The 24,294-nt window shown below is 67.7% G+C and carries 23 protein-coding genes; 13 read left to right on the forward strand and 10 right to left on the reverse strand.

Annotated features, from left to right (window positions below; translation table 11 throughout):
* Positions 1-56 precede the first annotated feature (56 nt).
* Positions 57-353 (forward strand): hypothetical protein, encoded by a 297-nt coding sequence (locus JNB50_RS13555; RefSeq protein WP_208040659.1) that lies wholly within the window; start codon positions 57-59, stop codon positions 351-353.
* Between the two features lie 104 nt (positions 354-457).
* Here the strand turns inward: JNB50_RS13555 and JNB50_RS13560 are convergent, their stop codons facing one another.
* Both JNB50_RS13560 and JNB50_RS13565 read right to left on the reverse strand, forming a co-directional pair.
* Positions 458-739 (reverse strand): Fe-S cluster assembly protein HesB, encoded by a 282-nt coding sequence (locus JNB50_RS13560; RefSeq protein ID WP_208040660.1) that lies wholly within the window; start codon positions 737-739, stop codon positions 458-460.
* A gap of 104 nt (positions 740-843) precedes the next feature.
* Positions 844-1,386 (reverse strand): type 1 glutamine amidotransferase domain-containing protein, encoded by a 543-nt coding sequence (locus JNB50_RS13565; RefSeq protein WP_208040661.1) that lies wholly within the window; start codon positions 1,384-1,386, stop codon positions 844-846.
* A gap of 55 nt (positions 1,387-1,441) precedes the next feature.
* Between JNB50_RS13565 and JNB50_RS13570 the strand changes: the two genes are divergently transcribed.
* Complete coding sequence (locus tag JNB50_RS13570) at positions 1,442-2,266, forward strand: aldo/keto reductase (protein ID WP_208040662.1); 825 nt, start codon at positions 1,442-1,444, stop codon at positions 2,264-2,266.
* Between the two features lie 222 nt (positions 2,267-2,488).
* On the opposite strand, the gene JNB50_RS13575 is transcribed toward JNB50_RS13570, so the two are convergent.
* On the reverse strand, positions 2,489-4,633 hold the full coding sequence (locus JNB50_RS13575) for a S9 family peptidase (RefSeq protein WP_208040663.1): 2,145 nt from the start codon (positions 4,631-4,633) through the stop codon (positions 2,489-2,491).
* 177 nt (positions 4,634-4,810) lie between these two features.
* On the opposite strand from JNB50_RS13575, the gene JNB50_RS13580 reads away from it, so the two are divergent.
* Entirely contained in the window at positions 4,811-6,520 is a 1,710-nt protein-coding gene (locus JNB50_RS13580) for an alpha-glucosidase (protein WP_208040664.1), read from the forward strand.
* Positions 6,521-6,597: 77 nt separating this feature from the next.
* Complete coding sequence (locus JNB50_RS13585; RefSeq protein ID WP_208040665.1) at positions 6,598-7,056, forward strand: SRPBCC family protein; 459 nt, start codon at positions 6,598-6,600, stop codon at positions 7,054-7,056.
* Positions 7,057-7,076: 20 nt separating this feature from the next.
* On the opposite strand, the gene JNB50_RS13590 is transcribed toward JNB50_RS13585, so the two are convergent.
* The 3 genes from JNB50_RS13590 to JNB50_RS13600 all read right to left on the reverse strand — a co-directional run bounded on the left by JNB50_RS13590 (position 7,077) and on the right by JNB50_RS13600 (position 11,103).
* Positions 7,077-9,389, reverse strand: a complete 2,313-nt coding sequence (locus JNB50_RS13590) for a transglycosylase domain-containing protein (RefSeq protein ID WP_208040666.1) — start codon at positions 9,387-9,389, stop codon at positions 7,077-7,079.
* A 109-nt stretch (positions 9,390-9,498) separates the two neighbouring features.
* Positions 9,499-9,966, reverse strand: a complete 468-nt coding sequence (locus JNB50_RS13595; RefSeq protein WP_208040667.1) for a MarR family winged helix-turn-helix transcriptional regulator — start codon at positions 9,964-9,966, stop codon at positions 9,499-9,501.
* A 318-nt stretch (positions 9,967-10,284) separates the two neighbouring features.
* Entirely contained in the window at positions 10,285-11,103 is an 819-nt protein-coding gene (locus tag JNB50_RS13600; RefSeq protein ID WP_208040668.1) for an aminoglycoside phosphotransferase family protein, read from the reverse strand.
* A gap of 146 nt (positions 11,104-11,249) precedes the next feature.
* Here JNB50_RS13600 and JNB50_RS13605 point away from each other — a divergent pair, with 146 nt between their 5' ends.
* From JNB50_RS13605 to JNB50_RS13615, 3 genes are all read left to right on the forward strand, one after another.
* Positions 11,250-11,930, forward strand: a complete 681-nt coding sequence (locus JNB50_RS13605) for a PadR family transcriptional regulator (RefSeq protein ID WP_208040669.1) — start codon at positions 11,250-11,252, stop codon at positions 11,928-11,930.
* Positions 11,931-12,094: 164 nt separating this feature from the next.
* Positions 12,095-13,108: an ATP-binding cassette domain-containing protein gene (locus JNB50_RS13610; RefSeq protein ID WP_208040670.1), complete on the forward strand. Its 1,014-nt coding sequence runs from the start codon at positions 12,095-12,097 to the stop codon at positions 13,106-13,108.
* Positions 13,105-13,929, forward strand: coding sequence for an ABC transporter permease (locus JNB50_RS13615; protein WP_208040671.1), 825 nt, complete (start codon positions 13,105-13,107; stop codon positions 13,927-13,929). Before JNB50_RS13610 ends, JNB50_RS13615 begins: the two co-directional genes overlap by 4 nt.
* Here JNB50_RS13615 and JNB50_RS13620 read toward each other — a convergent pair.
* Both JNB50_RS13620 and JNB50_RS13625 read right to left on the reverse strand, forming a co-directional pair.
* Complete coding sequence (locus tag JNB50_RS13620; RefSeq protein WP_208040672.1) at positions 13,877-15,571, reverse strand: hypothetical protein; 1,695 nt, start codon at positions 15,569-15,571, stop codon at positions 13,877-13,879. The genes JNB50_RS13615 and JNB50_RS13620 overlap by 53 nt on opposite strands.
* Positions 15,564-17,246 (reverse strand): hypothetical protein, encoded by a 1,683-nt coding sequence (locus JNB50_RS13625; protein WP_208040673.1) that lies wholly within the window; start codon positions 17,244-17,246, stop codon positions 15,564-15,566. Before JNB50_RS13625 ends, JNB50_RS13620 begins: the two co-directional genes overlap by 8 nt.
* 26 nt (positions 17,247-17,272) lie before the next feature.
* Between JNB50_RS13625 and JNB50_RS13630 the strand changes: the two genes are divergently transcribed.
* The 5 genes from JNB50_RS13630 (at position 17,273) to JNB50_RS13650 (ending at position 22,024) form a co-directional block, all read left to right on the forward strand.
* The gene (locus JNB50_RS13630) at positions 17,273-17,698 is read left to right on the forward strand and encodes a GtrA family protein (RefSeq protein ID WP_208040674.1); all 426 of its coding nucleotides are present in this window, start codon (positions 17,273-17,275) and stop codon (positions 17,696-17,698) included.
* Positions 17,699-17,770: 72 nt separating this feature from the next.
* Positions 17,771-18,367: an HAD family phosphatase gene (locus JNB50_RS13635; protein WP_208040675.1), complete on the forward strand. Its 597-nt coding sequence runs from the start codon at positions 17,771-17,773 to the stop codon at positions 18,365-18,367.
* Positions 18,367-20,532, forward strand: coding sequence for a lysylphosphatidylglycerol synthase transmembrane domain-containing protein (locus JNB50_RS13640; protein WP_208040676.1), 2,166 nt, complete (start codon positions 18,367-18,369; stop codon positions 20,530-20,532). The genes JNB50_RS13635 and JNB50_RS13640 overlap by 1 nt, the downstream gene beginning before the upstream one ends.
* Entirely contained in the window at positions 20,529-21,290 is a 762-nt protein-coding gene (locus JNB50_RS13645; RefSeq protein WP_208040677.1) for a glycosyltransferase family 2 protein, read from the forward strand. Before JNB50_RS13640 ends, JNB50_RS13645 begins: the two co-directional genes overlap by 4 nt.
* A complete protein-coding gene (locus tag JNB50_RS13650) occupies positions 21,287-22,024 on the forward strand; it encodes a glycosyltransferase family 2 protein (protein WP_208040678.1) in 738 nt (245 codons plus the stop codon). The genes JNB50_RS13645 and JNB50_RS13650 overlap by 4 nt, the downstream gene beginning before the upstream one ends.
* Positions 22,025-22,039: 15 nt before the next feature.
* On the opposite strand, the gene JNB50_RS13655 is transcribed toward JNB50_RS13650, so the two are convergent.
* Both JNB50_RS13655 and upp read right to left on the reverse strand, forming a co-directional pair.
* Positions 22,040-22,741, reverse strand: a complete 702-nt coding sequence (locus JNB50_RS13655) for a winged helix-turn-helix domain-containing protein (protein WP_208040679.1) — start codon at positions 22,739-22,741, stop codon at positions 22,040-22,042.
* Between the two features lie 394 nt (positions 22,742-23,135).
* Entirely contained in the window at positions 23,136-23,768 is a 633-nt protein-coding gene (gene upp, locus JNB50_RS13660; RefSeq protein WP_208040680.1) for a uracil phosphoribosyltransferase, read from the reverse strand.
* Between the two features lie 53 nt (positions 23,769-23,821).
* On the opposite strand from upp, the gene tadA reads away from it, so the two are divergent.
* Positions 23,822-24,289, forward strand: coding sequence for a tRNA adenosine(34) deaminase TadA (gene tadA / locus JNB50_RS13665; RefSeq protein ID WP_307794718.1), 468 nt, complete (start codon positions 23,822-23,824; stop codon positions 24,287-24,289).
* Positions 24,290-24,294: the final 5 nt, after the last annotated feature.

A 24,294-nucleotide genomic window follows, 5' to 3' on the forward strand; every position in this document is an offset into this window, starting at 1 on the left:
TTGCTTCGAGAAGTGAACGAGTTGTGGGGCGCGGGGACTGGTCGTAGAACAGCTGTGTGACGATCGATCCCCGCGCTTCGCTTCCTCCCGCACCCGACTACGAGTACGGCGGCCACGCCGTCCGGATCGTGCCCGAGCCCGGGTCGGAGACGCGCTGGCGCGTGCTCGAAGACGACGGCTACTTCGGAATCGTGGCAGCGGCCGAGCCGGTGAAGGGCGAACCGGAGGTTCACTTCGCCGTGCACTTCGCCGGCGAGGAGGACATCCCGCCGACCAAGGTGGTGCCGCTGTGGACCACCGCCGTCGAGTTCCTGCTGGACGCCGGGGAACCGCAGCGGCCTCCCGTCACCTGAGCGGCTCGCGACGCCCGCCTCCCATCGTTCCTTCCACCCGGTGCGCAAGGGACGGCCCCGGTGCGATGCACCGGGGCCGCCGTGTTCGCGTGTCGCGCAGCGCGTCAGGCGAGTGCGCCGATGGCGAAGCTCACCGCGCCCTGTTCGTCCACCTGTGCGTCGAGCACCTTGTCGTCGAGGGCGACCGCCGCGCCCGGCTCGAGGAACAGCCGCGCACCGCCGGACTCGACCACCTGATCGGCGGGCTCCGGTGTCGGCGCGACGGCTGCCGCGAAGGCGGTGTTCTCCGGGTTGCTGCTGCTGATGCGCAGGCCGGCGTCGTCCTCCGGCGCCTGATCCGTGAGGGTCTTGACGATCGTGCTGGCGTTCTCGGTCAGGGTGAGCACGAGCTCTCCTTTCGTTGTTCCTCCAGGAGCCGCCCACGTTCCCGCGGCCCGAGCGATCGCGCAACCCGGTTCGTCGCCATTGCCAGGAAACGCCCACGAAGCCGTCAGGCCAGGGCGGCGAGCACCTCCCGGTTGAAGGCGGGCAGATCGTCCGGCTTGCGTGACGAGATCACCGTGAACGCGCCGGAGTCGACCACGACCTCCTCGTCGACCCAGGTCGCGCCCGCGTTGCGATAGTCGGTCTGCAGGCTCGGCCAGCTGGTCAGCGTGCGGCCGCCGACCACTCCCGCCTCGATGAGCACCCAGCCGCCGTGACAGATCACCGCGATCGGTTTGCCCGCTTCGGCGAACCCCTTCACCAGAGCGACGGCGTCCGGGAACGTCCGCACCTGGTCACCGTTCGCAACGCCGCCGGGAAGGACGAGCAGGTCGAAATCGTCCGGCGAGGCGTCCCCGAGCGTGAGGTCGACGGGAAACTCCTCGGCCGGGGTCAGATGGTTGAAGGCGCGGACGCTGCCGGCCTCCTTCGAGATCAGTTTCGCGGTGGCGCCGGCCTCCGTGACCGCTTTCCACGGTTCCACCAGCTCGGCCTGCTCGATCCCCTCCGGCCCCACCAGGAAGGCGACCCGCTTGTCTTCGTAACTCATGTCTTCTCCTTTCGTCTCCCCCATCCGTACGCCGATGCCGGGGCAGAATGAACCCATGGCCAACATCCCCCAGATCGCGCTCAACGACGGCTCGGCGATCCCCCAGCTCGGGTTCGGCGTCTACAAGATCCCCGAGGACGAGACGGTCGATGCCGTGCTCGCCGCGCTCGACGCGGGCTACCGGCACATCGACACCGCGTCGTTCTACGAGAACGAGCGCGGCGTCGGAGAGGCGGTGCGACGCAGCGGGCTCGACCGCGACGAGGTGTACGTGACGACGAAGGTCTGGTGGACCGAGAACGGCTACGACGCCACGCTGCGTTCGTTCGACGCCAGTCTCGAGCGGCTCGGTTTCGAATCGGTCGACCTGTTCCTCATCCACTGGCCGGCGCCCGCGCACAACCGCTACGTCGACTCCTGGCGTGCGCTGGAGCGGTTGCAGGCGGAGGGGCGAGCGCGTTCCATCGGGGTCGCCAACTTCCACATCCACCACCTGCAGCGCCTTTCGACCGAGACGGGCACCGTCCCCGCGGTCAACCAGGTGGAGTTGCACCCGTGGTTGCCGCAGGAGGAGGTCCGCGCCTACGACGCCGCTCAGGGGATCGTCACCGAGGCGTGGTCGCCGCTCGCCCGCGGTCGCGTGCTGGACGACCCGGTGCTCGCGCGGCTCGCCGCCAAGCACGGCGTCACACCGGCGCAGGTGGTCATCCGCTGGCAGTTGCAGTCGGGGAACGTGGTCATCCCGAAGTCGTCGACGCCGGAGCGCATCCGGCAGAACCTGGAGGTCTTCGACTTCGAGCTCGACGCCGACGACCTGGTCGCCGTCGCCTCCCTCGAATCGGGCGAGCGCACCGGCAAGGACCCCGACCACTTCAACTGACCCGCCGCAGGTAACGGAGGACATCCGCCCCGAAATCGGCCCTGATCGCAGGTAACGGAGGACATCCGCTCGCGACCGAGCCCGATCTCCTCCGTTAGCCACGGCCGCCCGCGCCCGCGCCGATGCAGGTAACGGAGGACATCCGCTCGCGAGCCGGCCCAACCTCCTCCGTTGCCTGCGCCCCAGCGGCGCTGAAGCGCGGAACTCCTCCGTTGCCGACGGCTACTCGCCCGTCGGGTGCGCTCCCACGACGTCGAGCAGCCACGCCAGCGAGAAGGCGCGCTCGCGCCACGCCGCGTAGCGTCCGGAGACCCCGCCGTGCCCGGCCGCCATCTCGGTCTTGAGCAGCGCGTCCGCGCCCACCTCCCGCAGCTTCGCGACCCACTTTGCCGGCTCCACGTACAGCACGCGCGTGTCGTTGAGGCTGGTCACGGCGAGGATGCGCGGATATGCGGTGTGGTGGACGTTCTCGACCGGCGCGTACGACTTCATGTAGTAGTAGACGTCCTCGTCGTGGAGCGGGTCTCCCCACTCGTCCCACTCGATCACCGTCAGCGGGAGCGACGGGTCGAGGATCGTCGTCAGCGGGTCGACGAACGGCACCTCGGCGAGCACGCCCGCGAAGAGCCGCGGCGCCAGGTTGGCGACCGCGCCCATCAGGAGACCGCCCGCGCTTCCGCCCTGTGCGGCCAGTTGCGAGGGCGTCGTCCAGCCCTGATCGACGAGGTGAGTGGCCGCCGCGACGAAGTCGGTGAACGTGTTCTTCTTGTGCAGCTTCTTGCCGTGCTCGTACCAGAGCCTCCCGAGCTCGCCGCCGCCGCGCACGTGCGCGATCGCGAACACGACACCGCGGTCGAGAAGGCTGAGCCGGGGGATGCCGAACGACGGGTCCATGCTCGCCTCGTACGAGCCGTAGCCGTAGAGGACGAGCGGCGCCGGTTCCCCCGGGGTCACGAGGTCGTTGCGGTAGACGAGCGAGATCGGGATGCGGGTGCCGTCGGCGGCAGTGGCCCACTCCCTGCGCTGCTCGAACAGCTCCGGTTCGAACTCGCCGAGCACCGGCTGCTGCTTTCGCAGCGTTAGCTCGCGGGTGCGCACGTCGTAGTCGTAGACGCTCGACGGCGTGACGAAGCTGCCGTAGCCGAGCCGCAGGAACGGCTGGGTCCACTCCGGGTTGCCGCCGGCTCCGACAGTGAAGAGCTCCTCGTCGAAGTGCAGCTCGTGGAGGGTGTCGTCGGACTCGGCGCCGTCTTCGCCCTTCTGAGGCAGGCACGCGACCGCGAGCCGGGTCATCCCCTCGCGACGGTACTCGAGCGCGACGAAGTCGCGGAACGCGTCGACGCCCTCGATGCGCACCGCCGGGTTGTGGGCGAGCAGGATGCGCCGTGGGCCCTGCGGGTCGTCGGCGGCGACGCTCACCAGCTCGAAGTTGACGGCGTTCTCGTTGTGCACGATGAGCAGGCGGTCTCGGCCTCCCGCGATGGCGTGCTCCACGTCGTACTCGACGCCCTCTTTGCGCGGCCAGACGACGGTGAACTCGCCCGTCGGATCGCTCGCGTCGAGCAGCCAGCTCTCGCTGGTGATGTTGGAACCCACCTCGACGATCAGGAACCGGCGGCTACGCGTGAGGCCGGCGCCGACCCAGTACCGCTCATCGGGCTCGTGGAAGACCTGGGCGTCGGGCTCGCCGTCCGGACCCTGACCCACACGGTGCCGCCAGACGGTGTCGGGCCGCCAGGCGTCGTCGACCGTCGTGTAGAAGATGTACTCGCCGCTGGGGTCGAAGAACGCGCCGGCCCCGGTGCCGGTGATCTCATCGGCGAAGGCGGCTCCGTCGTCGGCGAGCGATCGCACCCGGATCGTGTACCGCTCATCACCCTCGGTGTCCACAGCGTAGAGGAGCCGGCTGCCGTCGGCGCTGACGTCGAAGCTGCCGAGGGCGTAGAAGTCGTGCCCTTCGGCCTCCGCGTTGTCGTCGAGCAGGATCTGCTCGCCCGGGAGGCCGTGCTGCTGCGCCGCCTCGTCGAGCGCGGGCGGATCCCAGTCGTCCGGTCCGTCGATCGCTGCGCGGCAGTGGATGCCGTACTGCCGGCCCTCGACCGTGCGCGTGTAGTACCACCAGTCGCCCTCGCGGGTGGGGACGCTCAGGTCGGTCTCGCGGGTGCGGTTCTTGATCTCTTCGAAGATCTGCTCGCGCAGCACGCCGAGCGCCTCGGTGCGCGCGTTCGTGTACGCGTTCTCCTCGTGGAGGTGCGCGATGACCGCCGGATCATCCTTGTCGCGCAGCCACTCGTAGTCGTCGATGACGACGTCGCCGTGGTGGCTGCGCTCTGTCGGTTTCTTTGCGGTGGTCGGCGGCGTGAGCATGGCTTCAGGCTATCGAACGGCGCCGACGTGGGGAGGCCGGACTCAGGGGAGGCCGGGCTGGCGGCGTCGGCGTCGAGCCGGCGCGCGAGTCCGCCCGCGCGGGCGCCCGCGCGGGCTGCTCGGCGACCGAGCGTCGCGCCGACGCTGCCGGTTGCGGCGCGCGAGTAGGGTGGGCGGGTGAGTGAGACGTGGTGGAAGTCCGCAGTCGTGTACCAGATCTATCCGCGGAGCTTCGCGGACAGCGACGGCGACGGCATCGGCGACCTCCGCGGCATCATCGACCACCTCGACCACCTGAAGGAGCTGGGCGTCGACGTCGTCTGGCTCTCGCCGATCTACGCCTCGCCGCACGATGACAACGGCTACGACATCAGCGACTACCGTGCGATCGACCCGCTGTTCGGCACGTTCGACGACTTCGACGAGCTGCTCGCCGGCCTGCATGCGCGCGGCATCAAGCTCGTGATGGACCTCGTCGTCAACCACACCTCGGACGAGCACCCGTGGTTCGTCGAGTCCGCCTCCTCGCTCGACAACCCCAAGCGCGACTGGTACTGGTGGCGGCCGGCCCGCGACGTCCACCGGCCCGGCGAGCACGGTGCGGAGCCGAACAACTGGGGGTCGTTCTTCTCCGGCCCGGCCTGGCAGCTCGACCCGGCGACCGGCCAGTACTACCTGCACCTCTTCTCGCGCAAGCAGCCGGACCTCAACTGGGAGAATCCGGAGGTCCGCGACGCTGTCTACGACATGATGAACTGGTGGCTCGACCGCGGTGTCGACGGCTTCCGGATGGACGTCATCAACTTCATCTCCAAGGTGGTCGACCTGCCCGACGGCGAGGTGCCCGCCGGCAAGCTCTTCGGCGAGGGCTACCCGTACTTCGGCCAGGGTCCGCGCATCCACGAGTTCCTGCACGAGATGCACGAGCGCGTGTTCGCGGGCCGCGCCGACCGCACGCTCACCGTCGGCGAGATGCCCGGAGTCTCCGTGGAGCAGGCGCGCCTGTTCACCGACCCCGCGCGCGCGGAGCTCGACATGGTCTTCCAGTTCGAGCATGTCGACCTCGACCACGGTCCGGGAGGCAAGTGGGACCACCGGCCGGCGAGCGTCCTCGACCTCAAGCGCAACCTGACGATGTGGCAGGAAGGCCTGGCCGACGTCGGCTGGAACAGCCTCTACTGGAACAACCACGACCAGCCCCGTGTGGTCAGCCGGTTCGGCGACGACCGCCCGGAGCACCGTGTCGCCTCCGCCAAGGCGCTCGGAACGGTCCTGCACCTCATGCGCGGCACGCCGTACGTGTACCAGGGCGAGGAGCTCGGCATGGCGAACGTGCCGTTCGACTCGATCGACGACTTCCGCGACATCGAGACGCTCAACCACTACGCGGAGGCCGTCGACATCCAGGGCGAGGACGCCGCTGACGTGCTGGCCGCGCTGCGGCGGACGAGTCGGGACAATGCCCGGACGCCGATGCAGTGGTCGGACGCCCCGGCCGCCGGCTTCACGACGGGAACTCCGTGGATCGCCGCCAATCCCGACTATGTCCGGGTCAACGCCGCTGCGGAGATCGCCGATCCGGACTCCGTGTTCTCCCACTATCGCCGCCTGATCGACCTTCGGCACCGCTCGTCGGTCGTGGCAGACGGCGACTTCGCCGCGGTGCTGGAGGATCACCCCCAGATCTTCGGCTACCGCCGGGCGGCCGGCGGTCGGCAGCTTCTGGTGATCGCCAATCTGACGGGTGAGGTCGCGCACTACGACACCGCGGAGCTCGACACATGGCGCGACGCCGCCTTCGTTCTGGGAAACCTGGCGGATTCGTCCAGCCGTGGTGTGAGCGGGACGCTCGAGCCGTGGGAGGCCGTGGTCTTCGAACTCGGCTGAGCTCCGGGGTTGCGCCGTCCGCGCCGCCGGGTGTGTGATGGCGGCGGACGGGTGGCGATGACGGACCGGGAGGCGCCATGGGCAACTACGTCGCGCGGGCCGAGGTGGACGTGAGCGCGCCGCGCCGAGACGTCTGGACCGTGCTCACCTCGAGTGGCGCGCACCCCGAGATCCTGATGGGCGCGGAGGTCGTCTCCGACTGGAAGCTCGGTTCGCGCATCGTCTGGCGCGGGGAGTGGAAGGGCGCGGCGTTCGAGGATCACGGCCGAGTGATCGAACTCGACGACCGTGAGGAGCCCTGGCGGATCGTGCTCACGCACTTCAGCCCGCTGAGCGGCCAGCCGGACCTGCCGGAGAACTACCACACCCTCCACTTCGAACTGGAGGAGACGCCGGGAGGAACGCACGTCACCCTGGACCAGGACAACAACCCCACGGTGGAGGCCGCGCAGCACTCCCAGCGGAACTGGGAGACGATGCTGCAGGGTGTCAAAGCGGTAGCGGAGCGCGCAGCGTCACAGCGCTCGACCACCTGAGCGGGTCGCCGCCGCCACGATCAGGGCTTCCTGCCCGGCGGGTTCGGGCCCTGGTTGCCTCCGCCTGGGTTGCCGCCGCCCTGGTTGCCGCCTTGTCCGGCGCCCGGCTGACCTGGTTGCCCCGGCGTTGCCGGCGTGGTCGGCTTCGGCGCAGGGGGTGCGTTCAGGTATTTGGCCGGCGGCGTGGGGAACGCCGATCCTCCGTAGGCGGCGTCGAGCGCGGTCTGGATGCGTTTGACGATCGAGAACTTCACGTTTCCGCCGCCGATGCTCTGGAAGGTCTGGCTGCGGAGTGCCACCTGGCCGGCGACGTTCCCGACCCAGGTGGCCTGAGCGATCTTGGTGGTGGAGGTGACCAGCCAGTTCTCGACGGAGTTGTCGGTCGTTCCGGTCTTGCCGAAGATCGGGACGCCGTCTCCGGGGTTGGCCGAGGCCGCCGTGCCGCCTCCGCGAAGCACGCCCTGCAGGGCGTAGATCGCAGCGGCCGCGATCCCTGGATCGATCGGAGTGGTCGAGCACTGTGACTTGGGCACGGCGTGCTCTGTGCCGTCCGCGTCCAGGATCTTGTCGATCGCCACCGGGCTGCAGGCCTTGCCGTTGTTGGCGATGCCGGCGTATGCGGTCGCCATCGTGATCGGTGCGATGTAGTTGGTGCCGAGGACGGACGACGGGTTCGCGCGGAACGGGTTCGTCTCCTCGTCAGCGCCGTGGACCAGCAGATCCTGCGCGCGCTCCTTGATGCCGCAGAGGTCGAGCTTGGTCGCCATCATGGCGAAGATCGAGTTGATGGAGGCCGCGGTCGCGTTCATCACCGTGGTCGAGGTGACCGACTCGCCCTCGTCGTTGGCGACCGGCCAGGGCGAGCCGCCGATGTCGTTGCAGGGGTTGCTCTCGTGGAACGCGTTCTGCGGGAAGAGGTGCTGGGTCCCGTTCACCGATTCGTAGAGCGAATGGCCCTCCTGCAGCCATTCGAGCAGGTCGAATGCCTTGTAGGACGATCCGGTCTGGAATCCCTCGGACCCGCCGTCTTTGTAGTCGGTGTTGTAATTCACGGACGTACTGCCCGGGGCGGGCGTCGCCGTGTTGTCGTACGGCCTGTTCTGCACCATCGTGACGACGCGCCCGGTGCCGACCTCCACGGATACGTTGGAGGAGCCGAGGTCGAGCTTCGGGCTGGTCGGCGGGATGTACGCCGAGATCGCCTGCTGGGCCTGCTGCTGGAGGTCGAGGTTGAGGGTCGTGTAGATCTTCAGGCCGCCGCGGGTCAGGAAGCTCGACCGTTCGTCGTCGGTCTTGCCGAACGTCGGATCCTGTTCGATCGTGCGCTCGACGTAGTCGCAGAAGAACGCGGCGTTGTACTGCTGAGCCGTCATGCAGCCGTTCTGCATCGCGGTGATCTTGGGCTCGACCTTGGTGGCGACGGCGGCGTCGAGCTCCTCTTTGGTGATCTTGCCGTTGACGAGCATCCGGTTGAGCACGTAGTTGCGGCGCGCCAGCGTCTGGGCGTACCCGTTGGCCGCACCGTTGTCTTTGTTGTCCGGCTGGTCGATCCTCAGGTTGTCCGGGTTGTTGAGGATGGCGACGAGCGTCGCGGCCTGCGGGAGGCTGATGTCTTTCGCCGAGACCCCGAAGTAGTACTCCGCCGCCGACTGCACCCCGTAGACGCGGCCGCCGAACAGAGCGATGTTCAGGTAGCTCTGCAGGATGTCGTTCTTGGAGTACTCCTTCTCGAGGCCGATGGCGTAGCGCATCTCCTTGAGCTTGCGCACCGGGTCGACCTTGGTGGCGTCGTCGTAGCACGACTGGTAGGTCGCGTACTGCTTCTTCTGCACGGCCGCCGACGCGGTCGGGTCGGGCTGCTTGTTTTCGCACCGCTGCACGAGGATGTTCTTGACGTACTGCTGGGTGATGGAGGAGCCGCCCTGCACAGACTTGTGCAGCGCGGTCAGCACCGCACCGCGCAGGGTGCCCGTGACGTCCACGCCGCCGTGCTCGTAGAAGCGCGGGTCCTCCGTGGCGATCGCGGCGTCTTTGAGGTTCTGGGAGATGGCGTCCCAGCCGACCTCGATCCGGTTCTGCGAATAGAAGGTGGCGATCGGCACGGGCTGGCCGTTGGAGGTGGCGAACATCGTCGACGCCTGGGCCAACGGCTCGACCTTGATGTATTCCGGGAGTCCGTCGAAGACGTTGATGGTGGACTCTGCAGCCGATCCGGTGAGCGCGACGGCGGGTGTGACGGCTGCCGCGGCGAGGATTCCGGCGACCGCGCTCAGGGCCACGAATCCGATCAGCGCGGGCGCCCACTTCCATTTTCTGCGTCGCTCTGCCGTCATGGCCGCAATGATACGCGGCCCCTCTTGCGCCTCCCCGTGGGGCCGCCCCGCTTGTGGAGAAACTCTTCAGGTTCGCTCACGTGGAGGACGGCTCGGCCGTGGGGGCCGGCTACTCGCCGCCGCGCAGCTTGTCGCAGAGGGCGGCCAGCGTCTCGAGCTCCTGCGCATCGAGGCGCGTGCCCACCCGCTCGGTGATCGAGCGCATGTGGTCGACGGCGACCCGGCGGAACATCTCGAATCCCGTGTCGGTCAGCCGGATCACCGTTCCGCGCGCGTCGCTGGGCTCCGGGCACTTGGCGACCAGGCCGCGCGCGACGAGCCTGTCGATCAACCTGCTCACGCTCGGCTGGGTGAGCAGCACCTCTTTGTTGAGGTCGCGCAGTCGCAGCGACCGATCGGGCCGCCGGGACAGGGTGAACAGCACGTCGTACTCGTTGAACGAGATGTCACGGGTGGGGAACTCGGCGGCCAGCGTTCTCATCACGGCGACCTGTGCGCGGAACAGGGACTCCCATGCCGTGACGGCGGTCGTCCTCACCCGCTTGGTCGGCTCTGCCGCTGCTGTGCCGGTGCTCATGACGACACCCCTCCGAACGCTCGATCAGTCAATGCATTCGCATCTTCCCATCATGCGCCGACAGTGCCATCCGTGCCAGCACGGCATTCGCGCTCGAGCGAGGGGAGGGATGCGGAGAGATGCAGCAGCGTTCAAAAGATTGAGGGCCGGCCGCAGAGGCTAGCGGCCGGCCCTCTCCCTTGCACCAAGAGTGTCCTGCAATCACATTCCGCGATGGCTGCCACAGCAAACAACCATTGCTCTTGAACTATATAACGAAGTGGTAACGGGTGCTAGTTATCAAGTCGTTATTTTTGCTGCGAATTCGCTATGTGTCGATCATCGCGGCTCGTGACGGTCGACATCCGAAGCGAGCCACTGCTTCGTCCACCTGTAGTCGGAGAAGGCGCTCTCCTCGAGGCCGAGGTCGCGGAGCTGTCGCCATCGACCTCCGTCGCTCGATCGGCCACGGGTGCTCACCTTCCGGGCGAAAGCGAGCTGCGAACGCGTGATCGCGGCTGCGAGGTCGCGGGCGGGAACGCCTGCGCCGGCTGCGAATGACGCGAGCCGGGCAGAGCGGTCGGGATGCCCTGTGAATCCTCGGAAGGACGCACGTTCATCGTCCATGGCCGGAACGGTGTGCCACGCCAAGAATCCCAGGTCGTAGGTGGGATGCTCCGGCTCGGCGAGTTCCCAATCGAGAACGCCCACGATGCTCTCACCTCCGTCGCTCCAGAGCAGATTCCACGGACCGAGATCGCCGTGTTGGACGATCTCTCCTGGCGCGGCGGGCTCACTTCGTCCTTGCCACCGCGCATCGGCGGGGATCCTGTACCTCCGTAGCGCGGCCTGCAACTCGCGAACGAGAGCCCCTAACGCATACGCACCCTCGAGCGACTGGATTGCGTGCAGCAGCGGCCAGCCCTGATCCCGACCCTGGAGATATGCGAGCCGCTCGCGGCCTTCGCTGTCGATGCCCAACGGTGCCGGCACCGTGGTGACGCCGTCGTCGACCAACGCGGCCAGGACCGACTGCACGGACGATGACCAGGGGCCGCCAGGTCGGAGGACGGTCGAGTCCTGCCTGGCGACCCGGCCGGCCTCGATACCAGCGCCGTCGAGCGGCTGGGAATGCGGTATGGACGACTCATCGCTCATGATCTGTCCCTCGCTCCGACGTCAGAGACGCCCTGATTTCACGATGGTGAAGCGGGGCCGTGCGGCCGAGTGTACTACTCGGAGCCGGAGTGCTTGACGCATCACTCGACAACGAATACTCTGAACAAAGTATTCGGAGGTGAGCAATGGCGAAACGCGCGGTGTCGAACCCGTTGGCATTGGCCGTCCTGGCGTGCCTGTGGGAGAAGCCGATGTATCCGTACGAGATGACCACCACGATGCGCGAGCGCGGCAAGGAAGACAGCATCCGGCTCAACTTCGGCTCCCTCTACGCGGTCATCAAGTCGCTCGAGAAGCACGGCTTCATCCAGGTCGCGCAGACCGAGCGCGAGGGCAACCGCCCGGAGCGCGTCGTGTACGAGATCACCGAGGCCGGCCGCACGGAGGCCGACGAGTGGATGCGTGAGTTGATCGCGTTCCCGGTCAAGGAGTACCCGGCCATCGAGACCGGGCTGTCCCTTCTGCCTCTGCTCGCTCCGCAGGTCGCCGCCGACCTCCTCGAGCGCAGGCGCGACCTGCTCGACGCCGACCTCGCCGCGCGGCGCGAGGTCCACGAGCAGGCGCTCGCCTACCCGCTCCCGGAGCTGTTCATGATCGAGTCCGCGTATCGCGTCGCGATGATGGAGGCCGAGCGGGCCTTCGTCGCCGACCTGGCCGCCCGAATCCGCGACCGTTCGCTCGGCGGTATCGACTGGTGGGACCGGCTCTGGGAGCTCGTCGGCCAGGGGTACGACGTGGCTGAGATCCGGGAACGGATCTCGGCAGGCGAATTCGGACAGGAGGTGACCGAGTTGCTGGGCACGTAGCCCGGCGTCCGAACGACACACACACAGAACGATGGCCGGAGAGCGGCAACTCTCCGGCCATCCACACCTTCGATCGTTCCTCACGGAACCTGCGTCAACAGTCACCGAGGGCATGTCCATGATATGCCCGCGCGGTGGCTGCCCGAGATGAAAGGAAGCCACCCGTGGCATCACAGAACGGCTCGGCGCTCGTCGCCGAGCACCTCGTCAAGTCCTACAGCGGAGGTCGGGGCAAGCCCACCATCCGCGCCGTCGACGATCTCGGCTTCGAGGTCGCCTCCGGCACCGTCTTCGGACTGCTCGGCCCCAACGGGGCGGGCAAGTCCACCACGATGAAGATCCTGTCCACCCTCGCGAGGGCAGACTCCGGGTCGGCGTTCGTGGCCGGGATCGACGTCACCAGGAATCCGGGCCGGGTACGGCGAGCCATCGGCTTCGTCGCCCAGAAGCCGGTCTCCGACCCCAACGACACCGGGGCCGAGAACCTCGTGCTCGCCGGGCGGCTCCAGGGGATGAGCGGGCGGAGCGCCCGGGCGCGCGCTGCCGAGCTCCTCGACCGCTTCGGTCTGACCGAACACGCCAGGCGGCAGGTCAAGACCTACTCGGGCGGCATGGCCCGCAAGCTCGACGTCGCCATCGGTCTCATGCACCATCCGCAGGTGCTGTTCCTCGACGAGCCGACCACCGGCCTCGACCCGGAGGCGCGCGCCGAGCTGTGGGCGGAGCTCGAGCGGATGACCGCCTCCGAGAACCTCACGGTGCTGCTCACCACCCACTACCTGGACGAGGCCGACCGGCTGGCCGACCGGCTGGCGATCGTCGACCACGGCCGGATCGTCGTGGGAGGCACCCCGGAGGAGCTGAAGAACGGCCTCCGCGGAGACGCCGTGATCGTCGAGCTGGCTCCCGACGCCGATCCGTTCGCCGCGCTCACGGCGCTCGAACGCGTCGACGCCCTCCGCGAGGTCGGCGGCGACGGGCGGACGCTGCGGGCACGCGCCGACAACGGCGCCGCGACCCTCCCCGCCGCGCTCGCCTCGTTGGAGGCGGCAGCCGTCGGCGTCGCCTCCGCGACGGTCGCCCGGCCCAGCCTGGACGACGTCTACCTGCGGCACACCGGCCGCACCTTCACGCGGGCGCAGGAGTCCGCCGAGCACGTTCTGGAGACCGCATCATGACCGCCATCGCAACCGCACCCACAGCATCCTCCCGCCGCGGGGGTCCGACGTTCCTCACCCACACCGCCCTGCTGACAGGGCGCCAGCTCCGCTGGGCCATCCGGATGCCGGCGTTCCTCGTGATGAACCTGGTGCAGCCCGTGATCTGGCTGCTGCTCTTCGGCCAGCTCTTCAAATCGGTGACCGAGATCCCCGGATTCGGGGTGGGACAGAGCTACCTGGAGTACCTGACGCCGGGCATCGTGATGATGCTCGCACTGTTCGGCAGCGCCTGGTCGGGAACGGTCTACATCCAGGACATGGATCGCGGGGTGATGGACCGCTTCCTCACCTCGCCCACCAATCGCGGAGCGATGATCGTCTCGACGCTGGTCTACCAGTCGATCCTCGCCGTCGTGCAGTCGCTCATCGTGGTGGGGATCGCGTTCTGGGCGGGAGCGCGGTTCGACGGCGGTCTCGGCGGGATGCTGCTCCTCCTGCTCGGCGTCGTGCTGCTCACCGCGGTGTTCTGCTCCTTCTCGAACGCCGTGGCGCTGCTCGCCCGTGACCAGACCGCGCTGATCGGCATCTCGCAGCTCATCACGCTGCCGCTGATGTTCCTCAGCTCGGCGATCATGAACACGAAGCTGTCACCGGAGTGGGTGCGGAACGTCGCAGCCTACAACCCGTTCGAGTGGGCCGTCATCGTCGGCCGGGAGGCGCTCAGCGCGCATCCCGACTGGGCCAGTCTCTGGGGGCACGCCGGCCTTCTCGCCGCCCTCGCGGTGGTCATGGCCGCCCTGGCGACGAGCGCCTTCCGCGTGTATCAGCGCTCAGCGTGAACAGCACGAGCATCACCCAGCCGACGAGGTAGACCGCGAAGTAGTACATGAAGTGGTTGGCGGGGGCGGTCAGGAACGTGATCCCGGCCTGTGCGGCCAGCAGTCCGAAGACCAGCGCGAACATCCATCGCCGCAGCACAAGTGCGGCGACGAACGCGAGGGCGACGAGGAGCAGCACCGGGGTCACGTTCCAGACGACGGGGGTGAGTGCGGTGAACTCCGCGTCATGGGAGACCGTGAGGAGCGCCGCGGCTGCGGCGTGACGGACTTCGGGCGAGATCGGGACAGCCAGCGGGTTGCGCTGCTCGAAGTCGTCCTTGTAGTGCTGGGCCACGTCGCTGATGAGAAAGTCCCACCCCTGGGTCTTGTTCACGGGAATCGGACCCATCGCGTTCGTCGCCAGGAAGGTCTGCATTCTCGCGTCGAGGAACGCGCCCGGATTCTCGGCGACCAATGATGCGTACGCGAGTTCGAATTCCGTGAGGTGTGAGCGATAGCCGTCGCGGACGATGCCGGCCGTGAAGAAGGCGGGGATGTTGTAGATGTTCTTCGGCTGCTGTTTCACCTTCTTCACATCCACGACGCGATCGATCGCCTTCAGGTTCCGCTCGAGGTTCGCGCCGCCGAGCTCGCCGCCCTGGAGCATCGCCGAAAGGGGATTGATGACCGCTGTGATGGCATAGCGGGGGCTCGCGGTGGCCACGCTGGTGCCGGCGATCCCTGTGAACGCGAGACCCGTGGCCACCAGGGCGGCGATCGCCGTGCGCACCCGTACGCCGGCCTTCCTCGGCTGGAAGACCCGGAGGGAGATCGCCAACACCGGGATCAACACGAGAAGGAGGGTCGCCTCCGATCGCCAGAACGCGGCGAGCGCGGCAGCGGTACTCAGGAAGAAGAACTCGCGATAACGGTCGGTCACGAGCTCGCGGCGTAGGTGGATCGCCACCACGCGGAAGAGGACGGCGAGCTCGATGAAGGACATCATGGTGACCCGAAGCGGGTTCTGGACGTACAGGAGTACCGGGAAGAAGAGGAATGGAACGATGAGGAGGTACGCGAGCTGGGGCCGTTTCAGGATCGACCAGGAACGCGCCACGATGTAGCCGGCGACGAAGGATCCGAAGACGGACTGGATGATGAGGATGCCCGCCGGGGTCGGGATGAGTGTCATCGCCACTCCGAAGTACAGACTGGTGAAGACGTGCTGCCACGTGCCCAGCCAGTTCTGTTGGACGTCGGTGAGGACGTAGTACTCGTCATAGATCCAGAGGCCCGGCCAGATCAGCAGCAGCACGACGATGTTGACGGCTGTGAGGGCCAGTCCGACGAACAGCCAACGGAGGTAGACCGGATCACCGGTGTGTACTTTCGCGAAGAACCGTCGCACATAGTAGACGGCCACAGCGAAGAGCAGCAAGAAGAGGACGCGGACGCCGAACCAGATGATCACGCGAAGCATCGAGATCATCGCCGGCGAGAGCGAGAAGTCCGCGCTGCCGAGGTCTGTCGGGAGCTCGGCAGCGAAGGGCGGATCGAACGCGACCAGTGACGAGAACGTGATGAGCGGTAGGCCGATCACGGCGGCGATGAGTGCGGAGGAGAGCACCGGGCGCACACGGATCTTTCGCATGAACTCAGACATCGAGCATCCTGCTCGTCGGCTTCGTCAGTGATGGCCGCCCGTCGCGCGCGCGAATCGGTCGAAGTGCGAAGAAGCCGACGAGCACCCATCCCGCGAGGTAGACGGCCCAGTAGTACATGAAGTAGCTCGCCGGTGCGGTCACGAAGGTGATCCCGGCCTGGGCGAGGAGTATCGCGAAGGTCGTGGCGAACATCCAGCATCGACGGAACAGCGCGACGATGAGCGAGACGAACAGGGCGAGCAGTACCGGGATCACCGTCCAGACGATCGGTGTGAGGGGGGTGGGCGAGGTTCCGCTCGGTACCAGGAGCAGCGTGCGGACCGTGGCGAACCGGACCTCCTCCGACAGCGGGACGGCCGACGGGTTGCGGGCTTGGAACGCGCCGAGGTAGCGCTCGGCGCTCTTGGCGAGGAACCCACCGCCCTGGATCTCGTTGCCGGGGATGTCGCCGATCGAGTTCGTCGCCAGGAATGTCCTGATCCTGGCATTGAGGAACGCTGTCGGATTCTCGATGACAAGCGATGCGTACGCCAGCTCGAACTCCGTGAGGTGCGCGCGATAATCCGGCCGGAGTGCTCGGTCGAGGTGGATGTTGAAGATGTCGGGCACTTCCCGTACCTTCTGCACGTCGACGACGCGGTCGATCGCTTCGAGGTTGCGGGTGAGATTGGGGCCGCCGAGCGGTTCCTGGAGCATGATCGACAGCGGGTTGAGTGCGGCAGTGATCGGGTAGCGGGGGCTGGACGAGGCGACGCTCAATCCGGCGATTCCGGTGAAAGCCAGTGCGGTGGCGATGAGCACGGCGACGGCCCGGCGGAGGGGTACTCCGGCTTCCGTCGGGCGGAAGACCCGCAACAGGATGGCGAGCACCGGGATGAGGAGCAGAAGAGGTGCGGTCTCGCTGCGCCAGAACGCAGCGATGGTCAGCGCCGTGGTCAGGAAGAAGAACTCGCGGTAGCGATTGGTCACGAGGTCTCTGCGCAGCCAGATCACCAGGGCTCGGAAGAGCACCGCGAGTTCGATGTACGTGACCATCGTGACGCGCAAGGGGAATTGGTTGAAGAGTAGGACGGGGAAGAACAGGAAGGGGAGGATGAGGAGGTAGGCGAGCTTGGGGCGGCTGAAGAGCGACCAGGATCGGGCGACGACGTAGCCGGCGACGAAGGACGCGAACACGTACTGGACGATGAGGATGCCCGAGGGGATGGGGATGGCTGTGAGGGCCACTCCGAAGTAGATGCTGGTGAAGATGTGTTGCCAGGTTCCGAGCCAGTTCTCTTGGACGTCGGCGAGGACGTAGAACTCGTCGAAGACCCAGAATCCGGGCCAGATCAGGAGCAGGACGATGGTGTTCACTCCGATGAAGCCGGAGCTGACGATCAGCCAGCGGCGGTAGACCGGGTCGCCACTGCGGACGCGGGAGAAGAATCTGCGGGCGAAGTAGATCGCCACGGCCAGCAGCACCAGGAACACGAAACGGATGCCGAGCCAGATGACGATTCTGGCGACGGCCAAGACAGCGGGGGAGACGTCGTAATCGGGGCCGGTGTCCGATGGCGGGGCATCCGTGAGCGGGGAGTCGAAGGCCACCAGTGACGACACCGCGATGAGCGGAATGCCGACCGCGAGCGCGAAGAGCGCTGACGAGAAGACCGGTCGGGACATGATTCGCATTGCGGTATGGTACATGAATCATGTCGATGTCACATTTCAGGAAGAGCTGGGAATCGGGCCTGTTCCGCCAGCTGCTCCGCTTCCTGTCGACCACGGTCGTCGGCGTCGTGATCGATGTCGGCGGGTTCGTCCTGCTGGCGATGGCCGGCCTCCCCGCCGGCATCGCGAACCTGGTGAGCGCCGGCGTGTCCGTGCTCGCCGTCTACGCGCTCAGCAGAGGGATGGTCTTCCCCGGCCGGCACACGGTCGGCGGCCTGCTCGCGTTCTTCGGCTGGTACGCGGTGTCCATCCTGCTGTTCTCGTGGCTCATCCAGTGGGGCGTGGATGCGCTGGCGATCCCGGAGCTCCTGGCCAAGCTCATCTCGTTGCCGCTGTCCTTCACCCTCAACTTCGTCGCGGTCCGCACAATCTTCGCCGTCGTCGATCGCGCTGCGCATCGGGGTGACGGATGACGGGTGAAAAGCGTGATGCATTAGCTCGGAATGCGTGGGCATCAATCATTTGAGTACTTTACGCTCATATTCATGACGAGCACAGGCATCGGGGAACAAGCGGTCCGCGCGGTCTTCACCGACCTCGACGGAACCCTCGTCTCGACCAAGCGCGCGAACTACGGCGCATACCGCGACGCCCTCGCGTCGGTGGGGGTCGACTTCTCCTGGCAGACGTTCCTGTCGACGTGGGGCTCCGACTCCCGCGACTTCCTGCCTCTGGTCGCGCCCGAGCTCAGTCGGGTGCAGATCGACGGGGTGCGCGCGGAGAAGGCGCGTCGGTATCCCGGCTATCTGCGGGCCACCGAGCTGAACGAGCCGCTGGTCCGGCTCCTGCGCACCTGGGCGACGAGCGTCCCCGTCGCCCTCGTCACCACAGCGAAGCGCGCCGGCGTCGACGCCGTGATCGCCCACCACGGGCTCGAGCAGCTGTTCTCGTTCATCGTCTGCGGCGACGACATCGAGCGTTCGAAGCCGGAACCCGAGGCATACCGCCTCGCGGTCGAAGCGGTCGGCCTCCACCCCGCGCAGTGCATCACGTTCGAGGACTCCGATGTCGGTATCGAGTCGGCGGAGCGCGCGGGCGTCCCCGTCATCCGAGTCACCTGGTCCGGCGATGAGACGAACTGATGAGACGAACTAAAGGCTCCCGCCTCCGCCTCGGCCTCCTCGTCACGGCGGTGGTCGGGATCGTCGTGTTCGGCCTGGCGAACACCGGGCACATCATCGACGTCCTCGCCGCGTGGCCTCCCCAGCTCGACGTGTTCTGGATCGGCGTGGCGATGGTCCTCGTCCTCCTCGGCAACGTGGCGCGGGCGGTCCGCACGAAGACGGTCCTCGACCAGGCGCGCCCCGGCAAGCTCCGGTACCACCTGGACGCCCTTGCGGTCGGCGTGCTGTTCAACATCCTGCTGCCGTTCCGTGCGGGCGAGATCGCCAGAGCGGGAGTGCTCAGCCGCCGGCTGAGGATCAGCCTGCTCTACACCGCGACGGCCATCGCCATCGAGCGGTTGCTCGATGTCGCGGTCGTCGCGGCTGCGCTGCTCCTGTTCGGCGCCTTCTCCGGGCTCTCCTTCGACGCGCTCGCCGCCGCCGTGCCGATGCTCGTCTTCGTGATCGCGGTCATCGCGGCGTTCGTCCTCTTCGTCCGCGAGAACCGCGTGCTCATGCGACTGGTCTTCGCCCTCACCGGTCTTCTCGCCGACGGGCCCCGTGCCCGCCTCCGGATGTCGTCGTGGTCGCTCATCCACGGCTACCAGGCGCTACTCCGGTCGCCGTCGCAGGTGATCCGGTACGTCGTCGCGTTCGTCCTGTCGTGGAGCGGCTACCTTCTCGCGGTCTACATCATCCTCGAGCGCGTCTTCACGACCGGCGCTGTCCGTCCGGTCGGTGCCGGAGTGTTCGCCCCGTTCGTGTTCCCCGAGTCGCTCTTCGGGCTGCCGTTCCTCTCCGACTACGCCGTGGAGCTCGGCCTGCACCTCACCGCGGTGGGTGCGCTCACCGACCCGATCTGGGTGCTCTCGCTCGCGTTCGTGATCTGGACCGTGCTGAACCTGCCCACCGCGATCTACGGCGTGGTCCGGCTCTTCAGCAGATCGTTCTTCGGCCGCGTCGACGGCGACGCCTCGGCGGGGACCATCGCCCGGCTCGACAGGAGCCAGCGCAAAGACCACGAGCTCTCCAGCTTCGTCGACTCGTTCCTGCGTCGAGACGACCTCGCGATGGTCATGCACAAGCTGGAGATGACCAGCGAGCTCGAGGTGCTGCGCTTCTTCAAGGGCGGGTCGGACGCGGTCACCGCGCTCGTCCGCGACGACGGCGAGACCCGGGTGCGCAAGGTCGTCCCCGAGCGCTACCGGGAGAAGCTTGCCCAGCAGTACCGCTGGCTGAGGAAGCACAGCGAGACGCCGTCGATGGTGCGTGCGCTGAGCGAGGCCGACGGCCCCGGCTACTACTACTTCGACATCGAATTCGATCCGCGCATGGCCACGATGTTCCGATACGTGCACACGGCGCCGGCCGACGCCTCGCGCCGCGCGCTGCTCCACGTCTGGGACGTGATGTTCGATCACGTGTACGACCTCCGGCCGGAGGAGCGGCATCCGGAGGCCCTGGCCACCTACGTCCGCGATCGCCTGACGGATCGGCTCGGCCAAGCCGCACTCCAGCACGAGGAGCTCGCGGCGGTCCTCGAGTGCGACACCGTCGTGATCCGGGGGCGCGAGTACCCCAATCTGCATCGTCTGCTCGCCGACATCACGGCGGACGAGCGGGCGTGGTCCGATCTGGAGACCTATCGCGAGTCGTCCGCGATCCACGGCGACCTCACGATCGACAACCTGCTCATCGACCAGGAGAGCGGCCGGGTCCTCATCATCGACCCGTCCGACGACAATCAGGTCCGCGGACCGGTGCTCGACTTCGCCCGGCACTTCCAGTCGCTCTGGGGAGGATATGAGTTCCTCAACGAGAGCGATCAGCGGCCGGAGGTCCGCATCGACCGAACCGCGGGCCGCGCCGAGATCGACTTCGAGTCATACCGCTCCGCGGGCTATCAGGAGCTGTCCGAATGGACCGAAGCGCTCGCCGCGGAACGGCTGACGCCGAGCGAGCTGCGCAGCCTCCCCTTCCACGTCGGTCTGCTCTACGGCCGGATGCTCAGCCACCGCGTCGTCATCGACCCCGACACGGCGCTCGTGTACTTCGCGCGCTCCGTCCAGTTCCTCGACCAGTTCCGCGCGCAGTACGACGCGGCGGGACTGGCTGCCGACTCCCGACCAGCGGAGAAGCCGTGAAGACCGTCATCGCCATTCCTGCCTACAACTGCGCCCCGCAGCTCCCGCGTGTGCTCGCCGGACTCGATCCCGAGCGTGCACGCGGCGTGCACGAAGTCTGGGTGGTCGACAACGGCAGCACCGACGGCACGGCCGAGGTCGCCGTTCAGCAGGCCGCCGGCTGGAGCAATCTGCGGGTGTTCCGCAATCGTCGCAACGTGAACCTGGGCGGGACGCACAAGACGGTCTTCCTCAAGGCGCAGGAGGCCGGCGCGACCCACGTCGTCATCCTGCACGGCGACGACCAGGCGAAAGCACAGGAGGCGTACGAGCTCATCGCTCTGGCCTCTGCGGGCGGCCCGCAGACGATCCTCGGATCACGGTTCGCGCGCGGCGCCCGCCTGAACGGCTACGACGCCAAGCGGATCCTCGGCAACCGGGTGCTCAACGGGATCTACTCGGTCGGCACCTTGCGCGCCCTGACCGATCTCGGCTCCGGTCTCAACCTCTTCGCCCTCTCCGATCTCGACTCGCGCACATATCTGCGCTTCGGGGACAAGCTGAGCTTCAACTACGAGCTCATCCTCGATCTGATCGGGCGCGGAGTGGACTTCCGCTATCACCCGATCACCTGGCGCGAGGAAGACCAGGTCTCCAACGCGCGCAACGTCCGCGTCTTCTCAGACGGGTTGTCGATCCTGGCGCGCTGGCGCTTCCGGCGCGACCCGTGGGGACCGGCCGCCCCCGCCACCGACTACGAATGGGATCGACTCGCATGACCGACGGGCTACAGATCGTCCTTCCGATGGCCGGGCTCGGCCAGCGCTTCCGAGCGGTGGGGGAGCTCCTCCCGAAGCCGCTGATCGACGTCGACGGCGAGCCGATGTTTCGCAAGGCCCTCTCGTCGCTGGCTCGCGCAGGCGTCACGGGCGAGGTCACCGCGGTGATCCGCGCGGAACTCCAGCGCGAGCACGGCCTCGGGACAGCGCTCGTAGAGGCTTTGCCCGGGCTGACGGTGGTGGAGCTGCCGGCTCCGACCGGCGGTGCTGCGGAGACCGTTCTCGCCGCGCCACTCGACCCGGACCGCCCATTGCTCGTGATGGACTGCGACATCGCCTTCGAGAGCGACGGCTACGCGGCTGCCATCGCGCACGCGGCGGGCGGCGCCGCCGACGGCGTCCTGCTCTCGTTCCCCTCGACGGACCCGCGCTACAGCTTCGCGGAGACCGATCGGGAGGGCCGCGTCGTCCGCACCGCCGAGAAGGTCGCCATCTCGGAGAACGCGCTGATGGGCGTCTACTTCTTCCGTCGGGCCGGTGACTTCGTGCGCGCCGCCGAAGAGGTGGTGGCCTCCGCTCGGGCATCCGAGACGCCGGAGTCGTACCTCTCGCTCGTCTACAACCGACTGCTGGAGCGCGGCGCTACGATCGCGCTGGCCACGGGCACCTTCTACTGCTTCGGGACGCCCGAGGAGCTCGCGGCCTACCGCGAAACACATCTTCCTGTCGGCTGATGCGGCGGTCCGACCTCAGAAGAGGTCGGGGGAGGGCGCGCTCGCGTGGCGGATCGACACGTCCGCGTGCCGGTCGAACCGGTACCCGACGCCGCGCACGGTGCGCACGATGTCCTCGTAGCGACCGAGCTTGGCGCGCAGGCGTCGCACGTGCACGTCGATCGTGCGCTCGTTCGGGATCTCGTCCTCGTCGGCGCTCGACCAGAGCGACGAGATCAGCTCGGCGCGCTCGATGGTGCGACCCTCCCGCAGCACGAGGTACTGCAGCAGCTCGAACTCCTTATAGGTGAGCGAGACGGTCTGGTTGTCGAGGATGAGGCGCTTGCGCGAGATGTCCACCACGACCCCGGAGGAGGCGCGGTCTTCGTCCTCGTCGGGAACGACGGTGTGGCGGTGCTTGGCGATCGCGGCCGGGTCCTGCAGGGCGAGACGCACGACATCGACGTCGCGGCCGCCGGCGCCGGCCGGGGCGAGAGCGACGGCGGCGTAGGTCTCGGCGGCGGGGGCGAGCTCGGCGGTCAGCTGCTTGAGCGCCTCCACGATGCGGCCGAGGTCGGTGCCGGAGGCGGCGGCCTTCAGCTCGTCGATGCCGACGTAGAGGACGAACCCGCGTGCCTCTGTCCCCTCGGGGACGGCGCGGAGGCGGGGAGCGGGAGCCGAGACCTGCTCGGCGAGAGCGGCGGAGGGACGGATGGAGTCGACAGTGGCGAGAGACATGGGAGGAAAGTCCTTCAGTGATGATGATGCGTCCGGACCCCGGGGCGGCTGCACCTCTGTCGAGGTACGCCGGATGTCAGGGTTTCCGGTGTGACGAGATGTCCCGATTCAGAACGGGATCGATGCACGGGTGCGTTCGTGTGGCGCGCCCGGGGAGCTGTGCCCGGCGTCGACGCTCGTCTGCGTCGGAGGGCGACCGCTCGGCGAAAGGATCGTCAGATTAGCGACACATTCGGCAACACATGACCGAGTCGCGGCCGGGCATCATCATGCCGGCATTCCCAGGGGCCTCGAAGGAGGTCAGGGGACGCGAGTTGTCAGTCATGTCGAGTAGTAAACCGTCTCATGACTCGCCGTGTCAAATCGTTACGGATTGTTGCGAGCGCCCGGGACTCTACACAGTGCCGTACAAACGGTCCCCGGCGTCGCCGAGACCGGGCACAATGTACCCGTTCTCGTTGAGGCGCTCGTCGAGGGCGCCCAGCACGATGGTGACGTCCCGGCCCTCGGTCGCCTTCTCGAGCGCCTCCAGGCCCTCGGGCGCGGCAAGGATGCAGATGGCCGTCACGTCCACGGCGTTGCGCTTGAACAGGAAGTCGATCGCGGCGCCGAGCGAGCCTCCGGTCGCCAGCATCGGGTCGAGCACGAAGCACTGCCGGTCGGACAGGTCCATCGGGAGCCGCTCGGCGTAGGTGGTCGGCTCGAGGGTCTCCTCGTTGCGCGCCATCCCGAGGAAGCCCACCTCGGCGGTCGGCATCAGCCGGACCATGCCCTCGAGCATCCCGAGCCCCGCGCGCAGGATCGGCACCACCAGCGGGCGCGGCTGGCTCAGAGTGACACCGGTCGTCGTGGTGACGGGCGTCTCGATCTGCACCGGCTCCACCCGCACCGCGCGCGTCGCCTCGTAGGCGAGCAGGGTGACGAGCTCCTCGGTCAGCGCGCGGAACACCGGGGACGGGGTGTCCTTGTTGCGGAGCACGGAGAGCTTGTGGGTGATGAGGGGGTGGTCAGCTACGTGCACTCGCATAGGCTCAAGGCTAGCCGAACCCGCCAGCGCGCGGACCCGCCAGAGGAGGACCCGTGACCCTGCCCGTTCCCGCCGACTACGAGGGGTGGATGCGCCGCGCCGTCGCCGATGCGCGCCTCGCCTTCGACACCGGGGACGTGCCGGTGGCGGCGCTCGTGATCGACGAGCACGGGCAGGTCATCGGCACGGGACGCAACGAGCGCGAGCTGCACCGCGATCCGACCGCGCACGCCGAGATCCTCGCGCTGCGCGCCGCTGCGGCCTCCCGCGACGACTGGCACCTCGAGGGCTGCACCCTGGTCGTGACGCTGGAGCCGTGCGTGATGTGCGCGGGAGCAGTGCTGGCCGCGCGCGTGCCGACCGTCGTGTTCGGCGCGTGGGACGAGAAGGCGGGCGCAGGCGGCTCGGTCTACGACGTGCTGCGCGACCGCCGACTCAATCATCAGGTCGCGGTATACCCCGGCGTGCTCGCCGAAGACTGCGCCGACCTCCTGCTGGACTTCTTCCGCGCCAAGCGCTGAGCGCC

Origin of the sequence: Leifsonia sp. TF02-11 (assembly GCF_017565305.1) — a bacterium.
Lineage (GTDB): Bacteria > Actinomycetota > Actinomycetes > Actinomycetales > Microbacteriaceae > Leifsonia.